We start from the raw sequence: 20,684 nt of genomic DNA on the forward strand, positions 1-20,684 counted from the left end.
TAGATGGTGTCAAACTCCTACAGATTGTGCTATAATAATTACATTGTTTTATCTTAATATGATACGGTAAAAAGGAGCAAGGATGAAAAGAATTGCAGTTGATGCTATGGGTGGCGACAATGCCCCGAAAGCAATTATAGAAGGTGTCAATCAAGCTATTGAAGTTTTTTCAGATATTGAAGTTCAACTTTATGGTGACCAAACTAAGATTAAAGAGTATTTAAAAGAGTCTGATCGAGTGACAATTTTCCATACTGATGAAAAAATCAATTCTGATGATGAGCCCGCTAAGGCAATTAGACGTAAGAAAAATGCCTCAATGGTGTTAGCAGCGCGAGCAGTCAAAGATGGAGAGGCTGATGCAGTTCTCTCAGCCGGCAATACAGGTGCTTTATTAGCCGCAGGTTTATTTGTTGTTGGTAGAATTAAAGGTGTTGATCGTCCAGGCTTATTGTCTACTTTGCCAACCACAAACCAAGCAGGCTTTGATATGTTAGATTTAGGTGCTAATGCTGAAAATACAGCTTCACACCTGCACCAATTTGCTATCTTGGGTTCTTTCTATGCTAAAAATGTCCGTGGACTTGCCAATCCTCGTGTTGGTTTATTAAATAATGGAACTGAAGAAATGAAAGGTGATCCCTTACGTAAGGAAACCTTTGCACTTCTATCAGAAGAAAAAGAAATCAATTTTGTTGGAAACGTTGAAGCACGTGACTTGATGTCAGGTGTTTGTGATGTTGTGGTTGCTGATGGTTTCACGGGAAACGCTGTTTTGAAATCAATTGAAGGAACGGCTAGTGGTATTATGTCACAACTAAAAACATCAATTAAATCAGGTGGTTTTAAGGCTAAACTAGGTGCATTACTGTTAAAAGGCAGTTTAAAAGATATGAAAAATTCCTTAGATTACTCTGGCGCCGGTGGTGCCGTACTTTTTGGTTTAAAAGCACCAGTTGTAAAATCACATGGTTCTAGTGACGCGAAATCAATTTTTTATACTATTAAACAAATCCGTACTATGTTGGAAACAGATGTTGTTGGACAATTAGTTGAGGAATTTGCTAAGGAGACACAAACTGATGACGAGAAATGATATTTTAGAAAGACTAACAAGAATCATTCAAGAAATTGAAGCGAATGAATTACCTGAAATTAATGAGTCAACTAATTTTGAAAAAGATTTAGATGCTGATTCAATCAAATTAACAGAATTTATTATTAATGTTGAAGATGATTTCAACATTAGTATCCCAGATGAAGATGCGGAAGATATGAAAACTGTTGGTGATATGATTACATATATTTCTAATCGTTTGAACTAAATTACCAAAGAGGAGCTTATGCTCCTCTTTTTTTATCTAAAAACGAACGTTATATTTATTCTTTTGTAATTCATTAATAAAATGTTGAATATGTTGCTGATATATGTTATTCTTTATAAAAAAGCATATGAAAGGCGAACAATTCATGCCAGAAGAACTAATTTATACAGGCAAAGCAAAAGATATCTACTCTACAGAGGATGATAATGTCATAAAGTCTGTGTATAAGGATCAAGCAACAATGTTGAATGGAGCACGGAAAGAAACCATCGAAGGAAAAGGTGTTTTAAATAATAAAATATCATCCCTTATTTTTTCTCGTCTGAATGAGGCTGGAATTGCAACGCATTTTATTAAGCAGGTTTCAGATACGGAACAATTAAACAAGAAGGTAACGATTATTCCTTTAGAAGTGGTTTTACGTAATATAGCTGCGGGTTCTTTTTCAAAACGTTTCAGCATTGAAGAAGGTAGTTCGCTGGCAAATCCTATTATTGAGTTCTACTATAAAAATGATGAACTTGATGATCCTTTTATGAATGATGACCACGTGAAGCTATTAGGCATTGCGACTGCTGAGCAAGTTGACTATATTAAAGAAGAAACTCGTCGTATTAATGAGCTCTTAACGAAATGGTTTAATGCCATTGAGTTACATCTGATTGATTTTAAACTTGAGTTTGGTTTTGACAAGGATGGCAAAATTATTTTGGCTGATGAGTTTTCACCAGATAATTGTCGCTTATGGGATGCCCAAGGAAATCATATGGATAAAGATGTTTTCAGAAGAAATCTTGGTAGTCTAACAGATGTTTATCAAGTTGTTTACGAAAAATTAAAAGCATTAAAATAAGAAGAAATCAGTGATGGATTAGGCTAACTAGTTGCTACGGTCTGTAGGACTATTTGGATTGGAGATAAAATGGATAAACGTATTTTTGTAGAGAAAAAAGAAGATTTTCAGGTAAAGGCAGAGTCACTTGTAAAAGAATTAAATCATAATCTGCAATTAGAAACTTTAAAAGATCTTAGAATCATTCAAGTTTATGATGTTTTCTCAATAGACGAGGGTTTAATTGAAAAAGCTGAAAAACACATTTTTTCAGAACAAGTAACAGATAATCTTTTAGATGGAGCATTTCTCTTAAATGATTTAGACAGTTATTCTTATTTTGCTATCGAATCTCTGCCTGGTCAATTTGATCAACGTGCAGCTAGTTCTCAAGAAGCAATATTATTATTAGGTAGTTCAAGTAAAGTAACAGTTAATACAGCTCAACTTTATCTTGTAAATAAAGATATCGATGAGACAGAATTAACAGCTCTTAAACACTACCTGCTTAACCCAGTTGATTCAAGATTTAAAGATATCACACATGCAATTGCGAAACATAATTTTTCAGAATCTGATAAAACTATTCCAAATCTCGATTTCTTTACTTCATATACTGCTGAGGATTTTAAAGCTTATAAATCAGAGTCTGGTCTTGCCATGGAAGTTGATGATTTACTTTTCATCCAAGATTACTATAAAACAATTGGGCGCGTGCCTACTGAGACAGAACTTAAAGTATTAGATACTTACTGGTCTGACCATTGTCGTCACACGACTTTTGAAACTGAATTAAAGGCTATTGATTTTTCAGAATCTAAATTTCAAAAACAATTACAAGCAACTTATGATAAGTATATCCAAATGCGTAATGAATTGGGTCGTTCAGAAAAACCTGAAACTCTAATGGATATGGCAACTGTCTTTGGACGTTATGAACGTGCTAATGGTCGCCTTGATGATATGGAAGTTTCAGATGAGATCAATGCTTGTTCTGTTGAAATCGAAGTCGATGTCAATGGTGTGAAAGAACCCTGGCTTTTGATGTTCAAAAATGAAACACATAATCACCCAACAGAAATTGAACCTTTCGGTGGAGCGGCAACTTGTATCGGAGGGGCTATTCGTGACCCATTATCTGGTCGCTCTTATGTTTATCAAGCTATGCGTATTTCAGGCGCAGGCGACATCACTATGCCAATTGCGGCAACTCGTAAAGGTAAATTACCGCAACAAGTTATTTCAAAAACAGCGGCGCACGGCTATTCTTCATATGGAAACCAAATTGGTTTAGCAACAACTTATGTTAAAGAATACTTCCATCCAGGTTTTGTAGCTAAACGGATGGAACTTGGGGCTGTCGTCGGGGCTGCTCCAAAGGAAAATGTTATTCGTGAAAAACCTGAAGCTGGTGATGTGGTAATCCTCTTAGGTGGAAAAACCGGTCGTGATGGTGTTGGTGGAGCAACTGGCTCTTCAAAAGTGCAAACTGTTGAATCAGTTGAGACAGCTGGTGCAGAAGTTCAAAAAGGTAATGCTATTGAAGAACGTAAGATTCAACGACTCTTCCGCAATAGTCAAGTTACTCGTTTAATTAAAAAATCAAATGACTTTGGTGCTGGTGGTGTCTGTGTTGCCATCGGTGAATTAGCAGATGGTCTGGAAATTGATTTAGATAAAGTTCCATTAAAATATCAAGGATTAAATGGAACAGAGATTGCTATTTCAGAATCTCAAGAACGGATGTCAGTTGTTGTTCGTCCAGAAGATGCTGATCAGTTTATCGAGGAATGTCGTAAAGAAAACATTGATGCTTTGATTGTAGCTATTGTCACTGAAAAACCAAACTTAGTAATGACTTGGAATGGCCAAACAATTGTTGATATTGAACGCTCTTTCTTAGATACAAATGGAGTACGCGTGGTTGTTGATGCCAAGGTTGTTGATAAAGAAACTACTATTCCTGAGCAACGTCAAACTTCAGAAGCTAACTTAGAAGCAGATACATTAGCTTTACTTGCTGAACTTAATCATAGTTCACAAAAAGGACTTCAAACTATTTTTGACAGTTCGGTTGGTCGTTCAACAGTTAACCATCCTCTAGGCGGTCGCTACCAAATGACACCGACTGAAAGTTCAGTTCAAAAACTACCTGTTCAAAATGGAGTGACACAAACAGCGTCAGCCATTGCCCAAGGCTATAATCCAGCTATTGCCGAATGGTCTCCTTATCATGGTGCAGCTTATGCTGTGATTGAAGCAACTGCCCGTTTAGTAGCTTCAGGTGCAGAATGGGATAAGGCTCGCTTCTCATATCAAGAGTATTTCCAAAGAATGGATAAGATTGCTGAGAACTTCGGTCAACCTGTTGCAGCACTACTTGGTTCTATTGAAGCCCAAATTCAACTTGGTTTGCCATCAATTGGTGGTAAAGACTCCATGTCAGGTACTTTTGAAGAGCTGACTGTTCCACCAACCCTTGTAGCCTTTGGAGTTACCACAGCTACTGTTGGGAAGGTTCTTTCACCAGAGTTTAAAGCTGTTGGTCAAAACATTTACTACATGCCAGGTCAAGCCATCTCACAAGAAATTGACTTTGAGCTCATCAAAGCCAACTTCACTAAATTTAAAGCAATCCAAGAGCAACATACAATTACTGCAGCCTCAGCTGTTAAGTACGGTGGCCCAATTGAAAGCCTCGCATTGATGAGTTTTGGAAACCAAATTGGTGCAGAAGTGACCTTGTCAGACCTCTCCTTAGGGCTTAATGCGCAGCTTGGAGGTTTTATCTTCACGTCTGCCGACGACATTGCTGGCGCAGAAAAAATTGGTCAAACCACTGCTAACTTTAGCTTAGTGATTAACGGCCAAGAACTAACAGGTGCTAAGCTTCAAAGTGCATTTGAAGGCACACTTGCAAGCATCTATCCGACAGAATTTGAACAAACTTCAAGCCTTGCGGAAGTACCAGCTGTTAACAGCTCTGCAATTATCACAAGAATAGAAAGAATTGACCAACCATTAGTTTACATTCCAGTATTCCCAGGTACCAACTCAGAATATGATTCAGCTAAAGCCTTTGAAAAAGAAGGTGCTAGAGTTAATTTAGTCCCATTTGTAACCTTAAATGAAGAAGCAATTGTAGAGTCAGTTGAAACAATGGTCGCAAATATTGAAGAAGCTAATATCATCTTCTTTGCTGGGGGATTCTCAGCTGCTGATGAACCAGATGGATCTGCTAAATTTATTGTTAACATTCTTTTGAATGCAAAAGTTCGCCAAGCTATTAATGCCTTTATTGCTAATGGTGGTTTGATAATTGGTATCTGTAATGGCTTCCAAGCATTAGTTAAATCAGGTTTACTACCATATGGTAATTTTGATAGTGCAACTGAAACAAGCCCAACACTTTTCTACAACGATGCTAATCAACACGTGGCTAAAATGGTTGAAACACGCATTACCAATACTAACTCACCTTGGTTAAGTGGAGTTAAAGTTGGTGATATCCATGCTATCCCAGTCTCACATGGTGAAGGTAAATTTGTTGTCACCGAAGAAGAATTTAAGGAACTCCGTGATAATGGACAAATCTTCAGTCAATATGTTGACTTCCAAGGAAAACCAAGCATGGATTCTAATTATAATCCAAATGGCTCAGTAAATGCCATCGAAGGGATTACAAGTAAGAACGGACAAATTATTGGGAAAATGGGACATTCAGAACGTTATGAAGATGGTCTCTTCCAAAATATTCCTGGTCAGAAAGATCAATTCTTATTTGCATCAGCCGTTCACTATTTCACAGGTAAATAATAAAATGGGCTTTCGGCCCACGACAAGCTGACCAGAGTGCTGTCCCAAAGAATCATTCTTTTGAGACAGGCACTCTTTAGGTCTTATAACGAGGTAATCATGACATACGAAGAAAAATCTCTTAATGAAGAGTGTGGTGTATTTGGGATTTGGGGCCATCCTCATGCGGCTCAAGTAACCTATTTTGGTCTTCATAGCTTACAACACCGCGGGCAAGAAGGAGCTGGTATTGTTTCCAATGACAATGGTCGCTTACTTCAACACCGTGACACTGGACTTTTATCAGAAGTATTTAGCAACCAAGCCGACCTAGCGAAATTAACAGGTCATGCGGCTATTGGCCATGTCCGTTATGCTACTGCTGGGACAGCTTCTATCAATAATATTCAGCCTTTCCTTTACAATTTCACAGATGAACAATTTGGACTCTGCCATAATGGTAATCTGACCAATGCTTTATCTCTCAAGAAAGAGTTGGAACGAGAAGGAGCTATTTTTAATGCTTCGTCTGATACAGAAATACTAATGCATTTAATCAGACGCAGTCATCACCCAGACTTTATGGGCAAGGTCAAAGAGGCTCTCAATACTGTTAAGGGTGGCTTCGCCTATCTTTTAATGACTGACGACAAGTTAATTGCAGCTTTAGATCCTAATGGCTTCCGCCCACTGTCGATTGGGCAATTACCCAATGGCGCCTGGGTGGTATCAAGCGAGACCTGCGCCTTTGAGGTGATCGGGGCCAAGTGGATTCGTGATGTCATGCCTGGTGAATTAATTATCATTGATGACTCTGGAATCACAGTTGGTAGTTATACCAAAGATACACAACTGGCCATTTGTTCCATGGAATATGTTTATTTTGCAAGACCTGACTCAACAATCTACGGTGTTAATGTCCATACAGCTCGTAAAAATATGGGGCGTCGCTTAGCCCAAGAGTTCAAACATGAGGCAGATATTGTCGTTGGTGTACCTAATTCATCACTTTCAGCAGCCATGGGTTTCGCTGAAGAATCTGGTCTACCAAATGAAATGGGCTTGGTTAAAAATCAATATACTCAGAGAACTTTCATCCAACCAACACAAGAATTGCGTGAACAGGGTGTCCGCATGAAATTATCAGCTGTCTCTGGTGTTGTTAAAGGTAAGCGCGTGGTGATGATTGATGATTCGATTGTTCGTGGAACAACATCACGTAGAATTATTAATCTGCTTCGTGAAGCTGGAGCGACTGAAGTTCACGTGGCTATTGGTAGCCCAGAACTGAAATATCCATGTTTCTATGGGATTGATATTCAAACCCGTCGTGAGCTGATCTCTGCAAACCATGATGTAGATGAGGTTTGTCAAATCATTGGGGCAGACTCATTGACTTATCTTTCTCTTGATGGGATGATTGATGCCATTGGCTTGGAAACAGATGCACCAAATGGTGGTCTCTGTGTTGCTTACTTTGATGGTAATTACCCAACACCACTTTATGACTATGAAGAAGCTTATCTCAAGAGTCTAGAAGAAAAAGTTAGTTTCCATATTGATAACGTTGCTAAATAGCACAGCTATTTTAAAGAAATGAAAGGAAAAGAAGGTCAAAAATTGGGGCATTAAATCCACTATTTGGCTTTCTAAAATCAATTATTATGACTAAAAATGCTTATGCAAAATCAGGTGTAGACGTTGAAGCAGGCTATGAAGTTGTTGAAAGAATTAAAAAACATGTCGCTCGCACAGAACGTGCAGGTGTGATGGGTGCTCTTGGTGGCTTTGGTGGTATGTTTGATCTTAGCCAGACTGGAGTTAAAGAGCCAGTGCTTATCTCCGGAACTGACGGGGTCGGAACAAAATTAATGCTTGCTATCAAATATAATAAGCATGACACAATTGGTCAAGACTGTGTGGCCATGTGTGTTAATGATATCATTGCTGCAGGGGCAGAACCACTTTATTTCCTTGACTATATCGCAACAGGTAAAAATGAACCAGCTAAATTAGAACAAGTTGTAGCTGGAGTTGCTGAAGGCTGTGTCCAAGCAGGAGCTGGACTAATTGGTGGGGAAACGGCTGAAATGCCAGGCATGTATGATGCAGATGATTATGATCTTGCGGGCTTTGCTGTTGGTGTTGCTGAAAAATCACAAATTATTGATGGATCAAAAGTAGCCGAAGGTGATGTTCTCTTAGGGTTAGCCTCAAGTGGGATTCATTCTAATGGGTACTCACTCGTGCGTTCTGTCTTCCAAGATTACACTGGTGAAGAAGTCTTACCAGAACTCGAAGGCAAAGTCTTAAAAGATGTTCTCTTAGAACCAACTCGTATCTACGTTAAAGCAGTTCTACCATTAGTTAAGGAGAACTTGGTTAATGGTATTGCTCACATCACGGGTGGTGGTTTTGTAGAAAATGTTCCGCGCATGTTTGCAGATAACTTAGCTGCTGAAATTGAAGAAGACAAGGTGCCAGTTCTACCTATTTTCAAAGCCCTTGAAAAATATGGGGAGATCAAGCATGAAGAAATGTTTGAAATCTTTAATATGGGGATTGGTCTTATGATGGCTGTTAAACCTGAAAATGTTGACCGCATTAAAGAACTTTTGGATGAACCAGTTTATGAAATTGGGCGTATCGTTGCCAAAGAAGATAAGGGTGTTATTATCAAATGACAAAACGTTTAGCAGTTTTTGCCTCTGGGAATGGGTCAAATTTTCAGGTCATTGCAGAGCAGTTTCCCGTAACCTTTCTGTTTACGGATAAGAGACAGGCTTATGCTGTCGAGCGAGCTAACAACTTAGGCGTGGCGCATTATAGCTTTGAATTGAAAGAATTTGCAAGTAAAGAAGCCTATGAAGAAGCCATCGTGGCTCTGCTTGATGAGCATGAGATTGACTTAATTTGTTTGGCTGGTTACATGAAAATTGTTGGTCCAACCTTGTTAGATGCTTATGAAGGTCGGATTATCAATATTCACCCAGCCTATTTACCTGAATTTCCTGGTGCCCATGGCATTGATGATGCTTGGGATGCTGATGTTGACCAATCAGGTGTAACTATTCATTGGGTCGATAGTGGCGTGGATAGTGGACAAGTGATTAAACAAGTTCGCGTCCCACGTTTACCAGAAGACACTATTGAGACTTTTGAAGCCAGAATCCATGAAATGGAATACCAGCTTTATCCTCAAGTATTGGATAGTTTAGGCGTTGAACGAAAATAGATAGACAAGAGTTAGAGGAGAATAGAATGAAACGTGCACTAATTAGTGTTTCAGATAAAGCGGGCATTGTCGAATTTGCTCAAGCATTAAAAGACTTAGGTTGGGATATTATCTCAACAGGTGGAACAAAAGCTGCTCTTGATGAAGCGGGTCTCGAAACCATTGCCATTGATGATGTGACAGGTTTTCCTGAAATGATGGATGGCCGTGTTAAAACCCTTCATCCTAACATCCACGGTGGTCTTCTAGCTCGCCGTGACTTGGATACTCACCTGACAGCTGCCAAAGAAAATAATATTGAACTGATTGACTTAGTCGTTGTTAACCTTTATCCATTCAAAGAGACAATTATCCGTCCGGATGTGACTTATAGCAAAGCTGTCGAAAACATTGACATCGGTGGTCCATCAATGCTCCGTTCAGCAGCCAAAAACCATGCTAGTGTAACAGTTATTGTCGATCCAGCTGACTACGAGGTAGTACTGAAAGAATTAACTGAGGTTGGTGAAACCAACTACGCAACTCGTCAGCGTTTAGCAGCTAAAGTTTTCCGCCACACGGCAGCATATGATGCCTTGATTGCTGAGTATTTTACAGCTCAAGTTGGTGAAGACAAACCAGAAAAACTGACCTTGACGTATGATTTAAATCAGTCAATGCGTTACGGGGAAAACCCTCAACAAGATGCTGACTTCTACCAAAAAGCCATTCCAACCGATTACTCCATTGCTTCAGCTAAACAATTGAACGGCAAAGAATTGTCCTTTAATAATATTCGTGATGCTGACGCAGCCATCCGTATTATCCGTGACTTCAAAGACCGTCCAACAGTTGTTGCCCTTAAACACATGAATCCATGTGGGATTGGTCAGGCTGATACAATAGAAGAAGCTTGGGACAATGCTTATGAAGCTGATTCTGTTTCTATCTTTGGTGGTATCATTGTTCTGAACAGAGAAGTTGATGCCGCGACAGCTGAGAAGATGCATCCTGTCTTCTTAGAAATAATCATTGCACCAAGTTATTCTGAAGAAGCGCTAGCTATTCTTACCAATAAAAAGAAAAATCTGCGTCTCTTGGAATTGCCATTTGATGCTCAAGATGCTAGTCAAGTAGAGCCTGAATTCACTGGTGTTGTTGGTGGTATATTGGTTCAAAACCAAGATGTTGTGGAAGAAAATCCAGACACTTGGGAAGTGGTGACTGAGCGTCAACCAAACGATCAAGAAAAAGAAGCTCTTCTTTTTGCTTGGAAAGCCATTAAATATGTTAAATCAAATGGTATCTTGATTGCCAATGACCACATGACCCTTGGCGTTGGTCCTGGTCAAACAAACCGTGTAGCCTCAGTGCGCATTGCCATCGAACAAGCCAAAGATCGTCTTGAAGGAGCGGCCTTGGCTAGTGATGCCTTCTTTCCATTTGCTGACAACATTGAAGAAATTGCCGCAGCTGGTATCAAGGTCATCGTGCAACCTGGTGGTTCAGTCCGTGACCAAGATTCTATCGACGCTGCCAACAAACATGGCATTGCCATGGTCTTCACTGGCGTACGCCACTTTAGACATTAAAATTAAATAAGTGACCAAAGACCAAGCCTTGGCTTGGTCTTTTCCTTATGCTTTTTTTGCGCGTGCCATAGTTACCCAGGTAGCGCGTGAGCCAATTTGGACCCTGATACCATTTGTTTTCTGATCAATTTGTAGAATTTTGAATTTTCCAGGGATGATAAAGTACTCCCCTGGATTAAGGAATTGATCACCGGCTTTTTGTCCTTGTTGATTGGATTCATCTACAGGAGTTGGGTCAATCCAGTTGAGACTTGTTGGACTGCCACCGGCCAAATCGACACTGGAAATTAGGGAACCATGATGCTGATTCACTTTAAAGACCCCAGGGAAAGTGACCTGATCACCCACCTTGAACTGACTTGGCTTTGCTTCTGGGTCTTTCGGTTTTACCGAACTTGCTAATTTCTTTATTGCCACATAACGACGGTTGCCACTTCCTCCTATATAGGAGAGCCATTGGTAGCCCTCTGCAGTCAGCACTCGATCATAGATAACGGATTGACCTTTTTCATAATGAGTTAAGGCATGACTATTTAGTTTGGCTTCAGGGCGAACAGCGGTGCGTTCAGTAAAGTAGTAGGTACCACTAGGTGCTAAGTTGGCTGGTGCGGCGGTAGGCGTTGGGTTACTGTGACTTTGCCCAAGGTCCTTAAAATGAATGTAGCCGCTGACGGCTCCCATAGCAATCGTTCTGCGGTGATACTTCTCTGGCCCTTGGCCAGCATTATAATTGTATTCTTCTAGGGTCACCTGATTGCCATTGACTTCTGCTACCCAGGCCACATGTCCGTAGTCTTGGTGAGAGTAATTGACACCCTTGTCAAACCAAGCAACAGCACCTACTGTTGCTTGCATATCAACGGAATAGCCTTGGCTACGGGCAATGTGGCCCCATGAATCCGCATTACGATAACCTGTTGGTAACGTGAAACCATTAGCCGAACTTAGCCGAAAAGCGACGAAGGATGTACACTGCCTTTTGTACATGCCCCAAGTGTCGGGACCCCAACCCGTCTGCCACTGGCTAGGGTAATTGTCACCGAGAACAGCAGCCTTTGTATTTAGTGTGAAGGGGTTAACTAATTGACTGACAATAACAGCCAAAACAATAAGTGTTTGAAATTTTTTCATAAGTTTACCTCCTTACCTAAGTTATTCGAAAAAACCTGCCTTTCATGGCAGGTTTTTTAATCTTTTCGCTTTTTAGGAGGAGAGAAAAGCAAAATGGAAAGAAGGCTGATAAAAAGCATGAATGTAGGTTCCAGATAGATTGACAAACCACAAAGTATTTCCAAACAATAGATTAGAGAGAAAATACTACATAAAAGGGTCAGTTGTTTTTTGGTCATAGGTGTTAGCTTAAACCTCCATTTGACTTTATTAAAACAGTATAGCAGAAGTATTGGGTGAGAGCGTGTTTTAATAGTAAATTTGATGTTCAATTTTTAAAGCACAAGTAAAAAAGTTGATTTGACCAGCTTGAAGTAAAAGGATAGTTTAAAATTATTCAGAGAAAATTGGTTTTCTTATTAGATAAATACCTCTTGCTGAAAAGAAAGGAATCAACATGTCATTCTTAAAAAATACTCAAAAAAATTAACAGAATGTTACTTTATCATGGTTGGTATTTATGTCTGTATAAAAAATATTATGGGTCAAGAACCAGTTGTGGTGCATCAAATAGTTATCTCAAGAATCTTTATGGTTTCATTAATTCTTGCTTTATTTTATACCCTGAAAGATAAAATAGGGAGTAGTATCATGAGAAATTTGAAGAGACAAGATTATATTGATGGAATCTCTGCTTTTATAAAGATGTCATTAGTTACTATTCCAGTGGTAGTGCTCTTTTCTTATCTATTTCACAACTTTTATGGATGCTCCCATTTTCTTTTTATTTTACCTTTGTCCGATATACCATATCTTGTAAAGAGATGTAAGAGTAATGCCTATCTGTCAATCATGCTCATGATGGCTTTGACAAGTCTCAGAGACTTGCGACATATTCCAAATTTTAGAATTTCTATCTGGGTAATATTGGGGAACTTGTTATTATTGGTCATTTTATATTGTGTCAAAAAGTATCTTATTATAATATGTGAGAATAACAATAAAGGTGACTCAAATGAATAAAGATAGACTTTTAGAACAAATTCAGTGGTATTTTCTATCAGTTAGTATTTTTTTAGGGGGAATTTTAATTCACGCTTATTATTATCATGAACTTCCTCTAGTAAATTACATACTCTTTCTAATGATGACCGTTCTTTATTTTCTGGCTGATAGAATTAAAAGCATAAAACAATTTCTAGGTTGGTTAATCATGATATTCATCATGGATTATTTTGTTTGGGAATTGTTGAGAGGTACATTTTTTGAGATAAGATTAAATCTGCTTATTCTACTTAGTCTCTTTGCAATTTGTCTCTTGCTTTTTCTAATCATTTTATGGATTCGAAAATCTCATAAAGAATCAAAGTAAGCTTTCTCTACTATTGTCATTAAAAAGATATACTAATTTTCGTATATCTTTTTTAATTGACGAACAAATATGTTATAATGACAATACAAAATTCGCTTTTATGAGGTGTAGAATGAAATTATTGGTTGTCGGTTCGGGTGGTCGTGAGCATGCTATTGCTAAGAAATTACTAGAATCTAAGGATGTTGAGACAGTCTTCGTTGCTCCAGGTAATGCTGGGATGACGCTTGATGGACTGACTTGTGTAGATATTGCTATTTCCGAACATTCAAAATTAATTGACTTTGCTCAAAAGAATGACATTTCTTGGAGCTTTATTGGCCCAGATGATGCGCTAGCTGCGGGGATTGTTGATGATTTTAACAAGGTTGGTCTGAAAGCTTTTGGTCCAAGTCGTTTGGCCGCAGAGCTTGAGTGGTCAAAAGATTTTGCTAAGGAAATTATGGTTAAGTACCAAGTTCCGACAGCTGCCTATGGCACATTCTCCGATTTCGAAGAAGCAAAGGCTTACATTGAAAAAGAAGGTGCACCGATCGTTGTTAAGGCCGACGGTTTGGCTTTGGGGAAGGGTGTTGTGGTTGCTGAGACGGTGGAAGAAGCTGTTGAAGCGGCGCATGAAATGCTTCTCGACAACAAGTTTGGCGATTCTGGGGCGCGCGTGGTTATTGAAGAATTCCTAGCTGGCGAGGAGTTCTCACTCTTTGCATTTGCTAACGGCGACAAATTTTACATCATGCCAACAGCTCAGGACCATAAACGTGCTTATGATGGAGACAAGGGCCCCAACACAGGTGGTATGGGAGCCTACGCACCGGTTCCACATTTATCACATACTGTCATTGACCAGTCTGTAGAAACAATCATTAAGCCTGTTCTGGAAGGAATGATTAAAGAAGGTCGTCCTTACCTAGGTATCCTTTATGCTGGTCTTATTTTGACGGCAGATGGTCCCAAAGTCATTGAGTTCAACGCTCGCTTTGGTGATCCAGAGACGCAAATCATCTTGCCTCGCTTGACCTCTGATTTTGCTCAAAACATTTCCGATATTCTTGACGGCAATGAACCTGAGATTACTTGGGTAAATGGCGGTGTAACTCTTGGCGTGGTCGTCGCTTCAAATGGCTATCCACTGGCCTACGACAAAGGCGTGACTCTTCCAGCAAAAACAGAAGGCGAGATTATCACTTATTATGCTGGGGCTAAATTTGACCAAGATGGCAAAGCATTGCTCTCAAACGGCGGTCGTGTTTACATGTTAGTCACCACAGAGAACAGCGTCCAAGCTGCGCAGAGTGTCATCTACAAAGAACTAAAAGAACAAAACACTGATGGTTTGTTCTACCGAAATGACATTGGCAATAAAGCAATAAAATAAGATAAAATGATAAAGATAAGCAACCGAAGGTTGTAGAAACAGATACTTTTTATGTAGTGAAAAGATAAGTAATGATAAAATCATTACTTATCGGGGGAATTTTTGAGACAAAGACTCAAAAATTAGTAATGGAATCACGAAGTGAGTCGCTTACGACCCCACCAATACAAAGTATCAAAAAAGAAATAATTCAAAAAGGAGAGAAGCATGACACCTCAAATTTCAATCATCATGGGTTCTAAATCAGATTGGGCGACCATGAAAAAAACAGCTGATATCTTGGACCAATTTGGTGTGGCCTATGAGAAGAAAGTTGTTTCTGCTCACCGCACACCAGATCTCATGTTCAAGCATGCCCAAGAAGCGCGTGGACGGGGTATCAAAATCATCATTGCTGGTGCAGGTGGGGCGGCTCACTTGCCAGGGATGGTAGCTGCTAAGACAAGCTTGCCAGTTATTGGTGTGCCTGTCAAATCACGTGCCCTTTCTGGAGTTGATTCTCTCTATTCAATCGTTCAAATGCCAGGCGGCGTGCCGGTGGCAACCATGGCTATTGGGGAGGCAGGAGCTACCAATGCTGCGCTCTTTGCTCTTCGAATCTTGTCCATTGAAGACAGTAAGATTGCGGATGCGCTAGCTGATTATACAGCAAAACAAGGAAAAATGGCAGAGGAGTCGACTGATGAACTCATCTAAAACTATTGGAATTATTGGTGGTGGCCAGTTGGGTCAGATGATGGCTATTTCGGCTATTTATATGGGTCATAAGGTGGTGACCTTGGATCCGTCGGCGGATTGTCCGGCTTCGCGGGTCAGTGACATGATTGTGGCAGCTTATGATGATGTGGCTGCACTCAAAGAATTGGCTGATCGTTGTGACGTCCTCACTTATGAATTTGAAAATGTTGATGCGGATGGTTTGGATGCCGTTATCAAAGAGGGTCAATTGCCGCAAGGGACTGACCTGCTTCGCATTTCCCAAAACCGTATCACTGAGAAAAACTTTTTGGCTAACAAGGCTGGGGTTCAGGTTGCTCCTTATCAAGTGGTTAAATCGGCTGCTGATTTGGACGAGATTGACTTGTCGAAAAACTATGTCCTCAAAACAGCAACGGGTGGCTATGATGGGCACGGTCAAATTGTTATTAAGTCTGAGGCTGACCTTGCTGCTGCAAGGGAATTAGCTGACGCTTGTGACTGTGTCTTGGAAGAATTTGTTGCTTTTGATTTGGAAGTGTCTGTTATCGTTTCAGGAAACCAGAAAGAATTCACGGTCTTCCCAGTCCAAGAAAATATCCACAGAAATAATATTTTGTCTAAGACAATTGTGCCAGCCCGCATCTCTGAGGAGCTTGCTGAGAAAGCTAAGGCAATGGCCTTGGAAATTGCTAAGCATCTGGATTTAGCTGGGACGCTCTGCGTGGAAATGTTTGCCACACCAGATGATATCTTGGTCAATGAAATTGCACCCCGTCCGCATAATTCTGGGCACTACTCGATTGAAGCCTGTGATTTCTCACAGTTCGACACACATATCCTAGGTGTGCTTGGTCAGCAGCTACCAGCTATCCACTTGCACGCTCCAGCAGTCATGCTCAATGTCTTAGGGCAACATGTGGACAAAGCGCAAGCCTATGTCCAAGAAAACCCTAGCGCCCACCTTCATCTTTATGGTAAACTAGAAGCGAAACAAAACCGCAAGATGGGACATGTGACGCTGTTTGCGGAGGATGCTGAAGAGTTTGGCAAAGGAATTGATTTTAATTAAGGAGAAAAGATGCTAGAAAGATATTCACGCCCTGAGATGGCGGAAATTTGGAGTGAAGAAAATAAGTACCGTGCTTGGTTAGAGGTTGAAATTTTGGCTGATGAAGCGTGGGCTGAGCTTGGTGAGATTCCTAAGGAGGATGTGGCTAAAATTCGTGCTAATGCCGATTTTGATGTGGACCGGATTCTTGAGATTGAGAAAGAAACGCGTCATGACGTGGTGGCTTTCACCCGTGCTGTTTCGGAAACACTTGGTGAAGAGCGCAAGTGGGTTCACTACGGGCTGACATCAACAGACGTTGTAGATACGGCTTATGGCTACCTCTACAAGCAAGCTAACGACATTATCCGTCGTGATCTTGAAAATTTCACTAACATTGTCGCTGAAAAAGCTAAAGAGCACAAAATGACCATCATGATGGGCCGTACCCACGGTGTCCATGCCGAACCAACCACTTTTGGGCTTAAGTTGGCTACTTGGTATAGCGAAATGAAACGTAACCAAGAACGTTTTGAACATGCTGCGGCTGGGGTAGAGGCTGGTAAAATCTCTGGCGCGGTAGGCAATTTCGCCAATATCCCCCCATTTGTTGAAGAGTATGTTTGCGACAAACTTGGCATCCGCCCCCAAGAAATTTCAACACAGGTTCTACCTCGTGATTTACATGCGGAATATTTTGCAGTGCTTGCAAGCATCGCAACATCTATCGAACGTATGGCAACTGAAATCCGTGGTTTGCAAAAATCTGAACAACGTGAAGTGGAAGAGTTCTTTGCCAAAGGGCAAAAAGGTAGTTCAGCTATGCCACATAAACGTAACCCAATTGGTTCTGAAAACATGACTGGTCTTGCGCGTGTGGTTCGTGGTCACATGATTACTGCTTATGAAAATGTACCATTATGGCATGAACGTGATATCTCACATTCATCTGCTGAACGTATCATTACACCAGATACAACTATTCTTATCAACTACATGCTTAACCGTTTTGGAAATATTGTTAAGAACTTGACAGTCTTCCCAGAAAATATGGTTCGCAACATGGGATCAACATTTGGTTTAATTTTTAGCCAACGTGTGATGTTGAAATTGATTGAAAAAGGGATGACTCGTGAACAAGCTTACGACTTAGTACAACCTAAGACAGCTTATTCATGGGATAACCAAGTTGATTTTAAACCATTACTTGAAGCTGATGAAGAAGTCACATCACGTCTTAATCAAGATGAAATTGATGAACTCTTCAATCCAATTTACTACACACAACGTGTGGATGACATCTTTAACCGTTTAGGATTATAAATCTTTAAAAAAGACCTTCGGGTCTTTTTTATTTTAATAATAGAACTTTTATAATAATATTATTATCAAATTATAAACATGTTATAATGGGAAAAAATAGGTTAAGGGGTCTTTAAATGCCAGAGCTCGGGGATAAAATCAAAGCTATTCGACTGGGAAAAAAGTTAACTAGAGAGTCTATTTGCGGTGATGAGACAGAATTGTCTGTGCGTCAATTGGTACGAATTGAGCAAAATCAATCTCTGCCTACTCTTGCAAAATTAGTTTATCTTGCTAAAGTTCTAGATATTAGACTTGATAAGTTAATTAACCCAAAAACAATTTCAATCCCACATGATTATCTTGCCCTTAAATATCAAATTATCCGGACACCGTTGTATATGAATGATCAAGTTATGGCAATTAGAGAAGGGCAGTTTGATGCTATTTTTGAAAAGTACTATGACTATTTGCCAGATGAAGAAAAACTCATTATTGATTTTTTACAATCTAAATTTGATGTCTATCAAAGTGGAGATGCAAATTTTGGCCGTCCCCTCTTACAAGATTACATCAGACAAATCAGTAAGAAAAAACGCTATCAAATTAATGATATCTTCTTAATTGATCTCTATTTAACCTGTGCGATTGTCAGTTCTTTTAAAGCTGAGTTTTTTGACTTGGACCTTTATCGTCGCTTTCTGTCCAAGTTATTGTTAATGGAGAAGACATTAGCCTTAAGTGATTTATTCTTACTTAATAATGTCCTTTTAACCTGTATTGATGTTGGTATTAGGATAGGTCATTTTGAAGTCATTCAACCGGCTTTAAAGGCAAGTCATCGCATTATGTACAAGGTTCAAGATTTCCAACGCCTGCCAATTTACTGCATGCATGCCTGGAAAAATGCTCTTTTTTATACTAAGTCTGTAAAAAGAGGAGAGGATTACTTTCATCAGGCGCAGCTATTTGCCAAATTGATTGGTGATAAAAATTTGGAAGGGAAATTAGCTCGTGAATGGCAAAAAAATTTGGCAGAAAGTGAAAAAACATGACATAGATGTCATGTTCAAATAGATCATTTTGACTTATAATAATCAAAAAAAGAAAGGAGAACCTTATGTTCAAAAAACACAAATACCGTATTTTATTTGCCATCATGGCACTTTTGCCCTTGCTAGCAAAAGTGGATCCCAATGATTGGTGGTACATCGGATAACCAAGCTTCCTAAACACTTCCTAATAAAGTCAGAAAAGAGAAAGTCCTACGTGACTTCTCTTTTTTAACTTAAAAAGAAAATGGACAAGTGATTACAGCTGATAAAACTAAAAAAATCATGCTATAATATAAGCATGACTAGAATTTTAGATGAAGAATTAATGGGTGATGAAGCTTTAGTTGAGCGCACCCTTCGTCCTCAATATTTAAGAGAGTATATCGGACAGGATAAGGTGAAAGACCAGCTGACTATTTTTATTGAAGCCGCCAAAATGCGTGATGAATCACTAGACCACGTGCTCTTGTTTGGGCCTCCTGGACTTGGTAAAACAACCATGGCTTTTGTGATTGCTAATGAACTAGGTGTCAACCTCAAGCAAACGTCTGGTCCAGCAATTGAAAAGGCTGGTGATTTGGTAGCTGTTTTGAATGACTTGGAACCAGGAGATGTGCTTTTCATTGATGAAATCCACCGGATGCCAATGGTAGTTGAAGAAGTCCTCTACAGTGCTATGGAAGACTTCTATATTGATATTATGATTGGGGCTGGTGATACAAGCCGTAGTGTCCATTTGGATTTACCTCCTTTTACCTTAATTGGAGCAACTACAAGGGCAGGGATGCTCTCTAATCCTTTGCGTGCCCGTTTTGGAATCACTGGACACATGGAATATTACCAAGTTGATGATCTCACAGAAATTGTCGAACGGACAGCTGATATCTTTGAAATGGAAATTGTCCATGAAGCAGCCCATGAATTGGCCCGCCGAAGTCGAGGAACACCTCGTATAGCCAATCGTTTATTGAAGCGCGTGCGCGACTATGCCCAAATTATGGGTGATGGGGTAATTACAGATACTATTACTGACAAAGCTTTAGATATGCTTGATGTTGACCATGAGGGATTGGACTACGTCGATCAGAAAATTTTACGTACGATGATTGAAATGTACAATGGTGGACCTGTTGGTCTTGGGACACTGTCAGTGAATATTGCTGAGGAAAGAGACACAGTTGAAGATATGTATGAACCCTATCTGATTCAAAAGGGCTTTATCATGCGAACACGGACTGGTCGTGTTGCGACAGAAAAAGCATATCGTCATTTGAATTATCCTTACCTTGAAAAATAAAGGAAAAAAGTCTCGGCGTTAGTCGAGACTTTTTGAGAGATTTATGACGATTAAGACAAAGTCAAAATCGGGATAAAGGAATTGTACTTTTTATTTCTTAAACTTTGCTTAAATAAAAAATACTTATTATGAAGTGATATAATATAAGTTTAAAGTAAAAAATTAGGTAGGATTTTGCTAAGTAATTCTAATATTCTGATATAATAAACAAGAGGAGTTTACCATGAAGAAAGTATGTTTTGTATGTTTAGGAAATATATGTCGTTCAACAATGGCGGAATTCGTCATGAAATCATTAGATGACAACGCAGTTATCCATGTTGAAAGCAGAGGAACATCTAATTGGGAACATGGTAATCCAATTCATAGTGGAACTAAAAAGATTTTAAAAAAATATCATATTGACTATAGCAAGCATAAAACCTCGCAACAAATCACCAAAGATGATTTACATCAGTTTGACTATATTATTGGAATGGATTCTGATAATGTCGCAGATTTGTTAGACTTGTCAAATGGTCAATGGGATGATAAAATCCATCTCTTTATAGAAGGTGGCGTACCTGATCCGTGGTACACAGGTGATTTTGAAGAAACTTACTCCTTAGTTACTAAAGGCTGTCAAAATTGGCTAGAACAAATAAGTAGATAGAATAGAAATAGTAAAC

At 39.4% G+C, this 20,684-nt stretch carries 18 protein-coding genes; 17 read left to right on the top strand and 1 reads right to left on the bottom strand.

The features are described from left to right. Positions 1-82: 82 nt before the first annotated feature. The 8 genes from plsX to purH all read left to right on the top strand — a co-directional run bounded on the left by plsX (position 83) and on the right by purH (position 10,758). Complete coding sequence (gene plsX, locus MKY69_RS00285; RefSeq protein ID WP_062806378.1) at positions 83-1,096, top strand: phosphate acyltransferase PlsX; 1,014 nt, start codon at positions 83-85, stop codon at positions 1,094-1,096. Beyond that, complete coding sequence (locus tag MKY69_RS00290) at positions 1,083-1,325, top strand: acyl carrier protein (protein ID WP_003104799.1); 243 nt, start codon at positions 1,083-1,085, stop codon at positions 1,323-1,325. The genes plsX and MKY69_RS00290 overlap by 14 nt, the downstream gene beginning before the upstream one ends. Positions 1,326-1,470: 145 nt before the next feature. Further along, the gene (gene purC / locus MKY69_RS00295; protein ID WP_003105473.1) at positions 1,471-2,178 is read left to right on the top strand and encodes a phosphoribosylaminoimidazolesuccinocarboxamide synthase; all 708 of its coding nucleotides are present in this window, start codon (positions 1,471-1,473) and stop codon (positions 2,176-2,178) included. 69 nt (positions 2,179-2,247) lie between these two features. Further along, entirely contained in the window at positions 2,248-5,973 is a 3,726-nt protein-coding gene (locus tag MKY69_RS00300; protein ID WP_103345035.1) for a phosphoribosylformylglycinamidine synthase, read from the top strand. Between the two features lie 99 nt (positions 5,974-6,072). After that, entirely contained in the window at positions 6,073-7,530 is a 1,458-nt protein-coding gene (purF, locus tag MKY69_RS00305; RefSeq protein ID WP_340790750.1) for an amidophosphoribosyltransferase, read from the top strand. An 83-nt stretch (positions 7,531-7,613) separates the two neighbouring features. Next, positions 7,614-8,636, top strand: a complete 1,023-nt coding sequence (purM, locus tag MKY69_RS00310) for a phosphoribosylformylglycinamidine cyclo-ligase (protein ID WP_180373304.1) — start codon at positions 7,614-7,616, stop codon at positions 8,634-8,636. Then, the gene (gene purN / locus MKY69_RS00315; protein ID WP_071520233.1) at positions 8,633-9,187 is read left to right on the top strand and encodes a phosphoribosylglycinamide formyltransferase; all 555 of its coding nucleotides are present in this window, start codon (positions 8,633-8,635) and stop codon (positions 9,185-9,187) included. The genes purM and purN overlap by 4 nt, the downstream gene beginning before the upstream one ends. Before the next feature lie 26 nt (positions 9,188-9,213). Then, the gene (purH, locus tag MKY69_RS00320; protein WP_062806376.1) at positions 9,214-10,758 is read left to right on the top strand and encodes a bifunctional phosphoribosylaminoimidazolecarboxamide formyltransferase/IMP cyclohydrolase; all 1,545 of its coding nucleotides are present in this window, start codon (positions 9,214-9,216) and stop codon (positions 10,756-10,758) included. 45 nt (positions 10,759-10,803) lie between these two features. Here purH and MKY69_RS00325 read toward each other — a convergent pair whose 3' ends face one another. Beyond that, positions 10,804-11,889, bottom strand: a complete 1,086-nt coding sequence (locus MKY69_RS00325) for a CHAP domain-containing protein (protein ID WP_340790751.1) — start codon at positions 11,887-11,889, stop codon at positions 10,804-10,806. Between the two features lie 994 nt (positions 11,890-12,883). On the opposite strand from MKY69_RS00325, the gene MKY69_RS00330 reads away from it, so the two are divergent. From MKY69_RS00330 to MKY69_RS00370, 9 genes are all read left to right on the top strand, one after another. Then, on the top strand, positions 12,884-13,240 hold the full coding sequence (locus MKY69_RS00330) for a hypothetical protein (protein ID WP_037620360.1): 357 nt from the start codon (positions 12,884-12,886) through the stop codon (positions 13,238-13,240). A gap of 112 nt (positions 13,241-13,352) precedes the next feature. Continuing rightward, the gene (gene purD, locus MKY69_RS00335; RefSeq protein ID WP_003108972.1) at positions 13,353-14,615 is read left to right on the top strand and encodes a phosphoribosylamine--glycine ligase; all 1,263 of its coding nucleotides are present in this window, start codon (positions 13,353-13,355) and stop codon (positions 14,613-14,615) included. Between the two features lie 207 nt (positions 14,616-14,822). Next, the gene (purE, locus tag MKY69_RS00340) at positions 14,823-15,311 is read left to right on the top strand and encodes a 5-(carboxyamino)imidazole ribonucleotide mutase (RefSeq protein WP_003107462.1); all 489 of its coding nucleotides are present in this window, start codon (positions 14,823-14,825) and stop codon (positions 15,309-15,311) included. Further along, complete coding sequence (purK, locus tag MKY69_RS00345) at positions 15,298-16,383, top strand: 5-(carboxyamino)imidazole ribonucleotide synthase (RefSeq protein ID WP_311981544.1); 1,086 nt, start codon at positions 15,298-15,300, stop codon at positions 16,381-16,383. Before purE ends, purK begins: the two co-directional genes overlap by 14 nt. 9 nt (positions 16,384-16,392) lie before the next feature. Then, complete coding sequence (purB, locus tag MKY69_RS00350; protein ID WP_003108970.1) at positions 16,393-17,685, top strand: adenylosuccinate lyase; 1,293 nt, start codon at positions 16,393-16,395, stop codon at positions 17,683-17,685. A gap of 116 nt (positions 17,686-17,801) precedes the next feature. After that, a complete protein-coding gene (locus MKY69_RS00355) occupies positions 17,802-18,719 on the top strand; it encodes a helix-turn-helix transcriptional regulator (protein WP_003107457.1) in 918 nt (305 codons plus the stop codon). Between the two features lie 65 nt (positions 18,720-18,784). Then, entirely contained in the window at positions 18,785-18,883 is a 99-nt protein-coding gene (locus tag MKY69_RS00360) for a quorum-sensing system DWW-type pheromone (protein ID WP_199764314.1), read from the top strand. Between the two features lie 134 nt (positions 18,884-19,017). Then, positions 19,018-20,016, top strand: a complete 999-nt coding sequence (gene ruvB / locus MKY69_RS00365) for a Holliday junction branch migration DNA helicase RuvB (protein ID WP_003105437.1) — start codon at positions 19,018-19,020, stop codon at positions 20,014-20,016. Positions 20,017-20,239: 223 nt separating this feature from the next. Next, the gene (locus MKY69_RS00370; protein ID WP_003107455.1) at positions 20,240-20,668 is read left to right on the top strand and encodes a low molecular weight protein-tyrosine-phosphatase; all 429 of its coding nucleotides are present in this window, start codon (positions 20,240-20,242) and stop codon (positions 20,666-20,668) included. Positions 20,669-20,684 lie beyond the last annotated feature (16 nt).

The sequence above is a fragment of the Streptococcus sp. FSL R7-0212 genome (assembly GCF_038007985.1).
In the GTDB taxonomy this organism is placed as follows: domain Bacteria; phylum Bacillota; class Bacilli; order Lactobacillales; family Streptococcaceae; genus Streptococcus; species Streptococcus parauberis.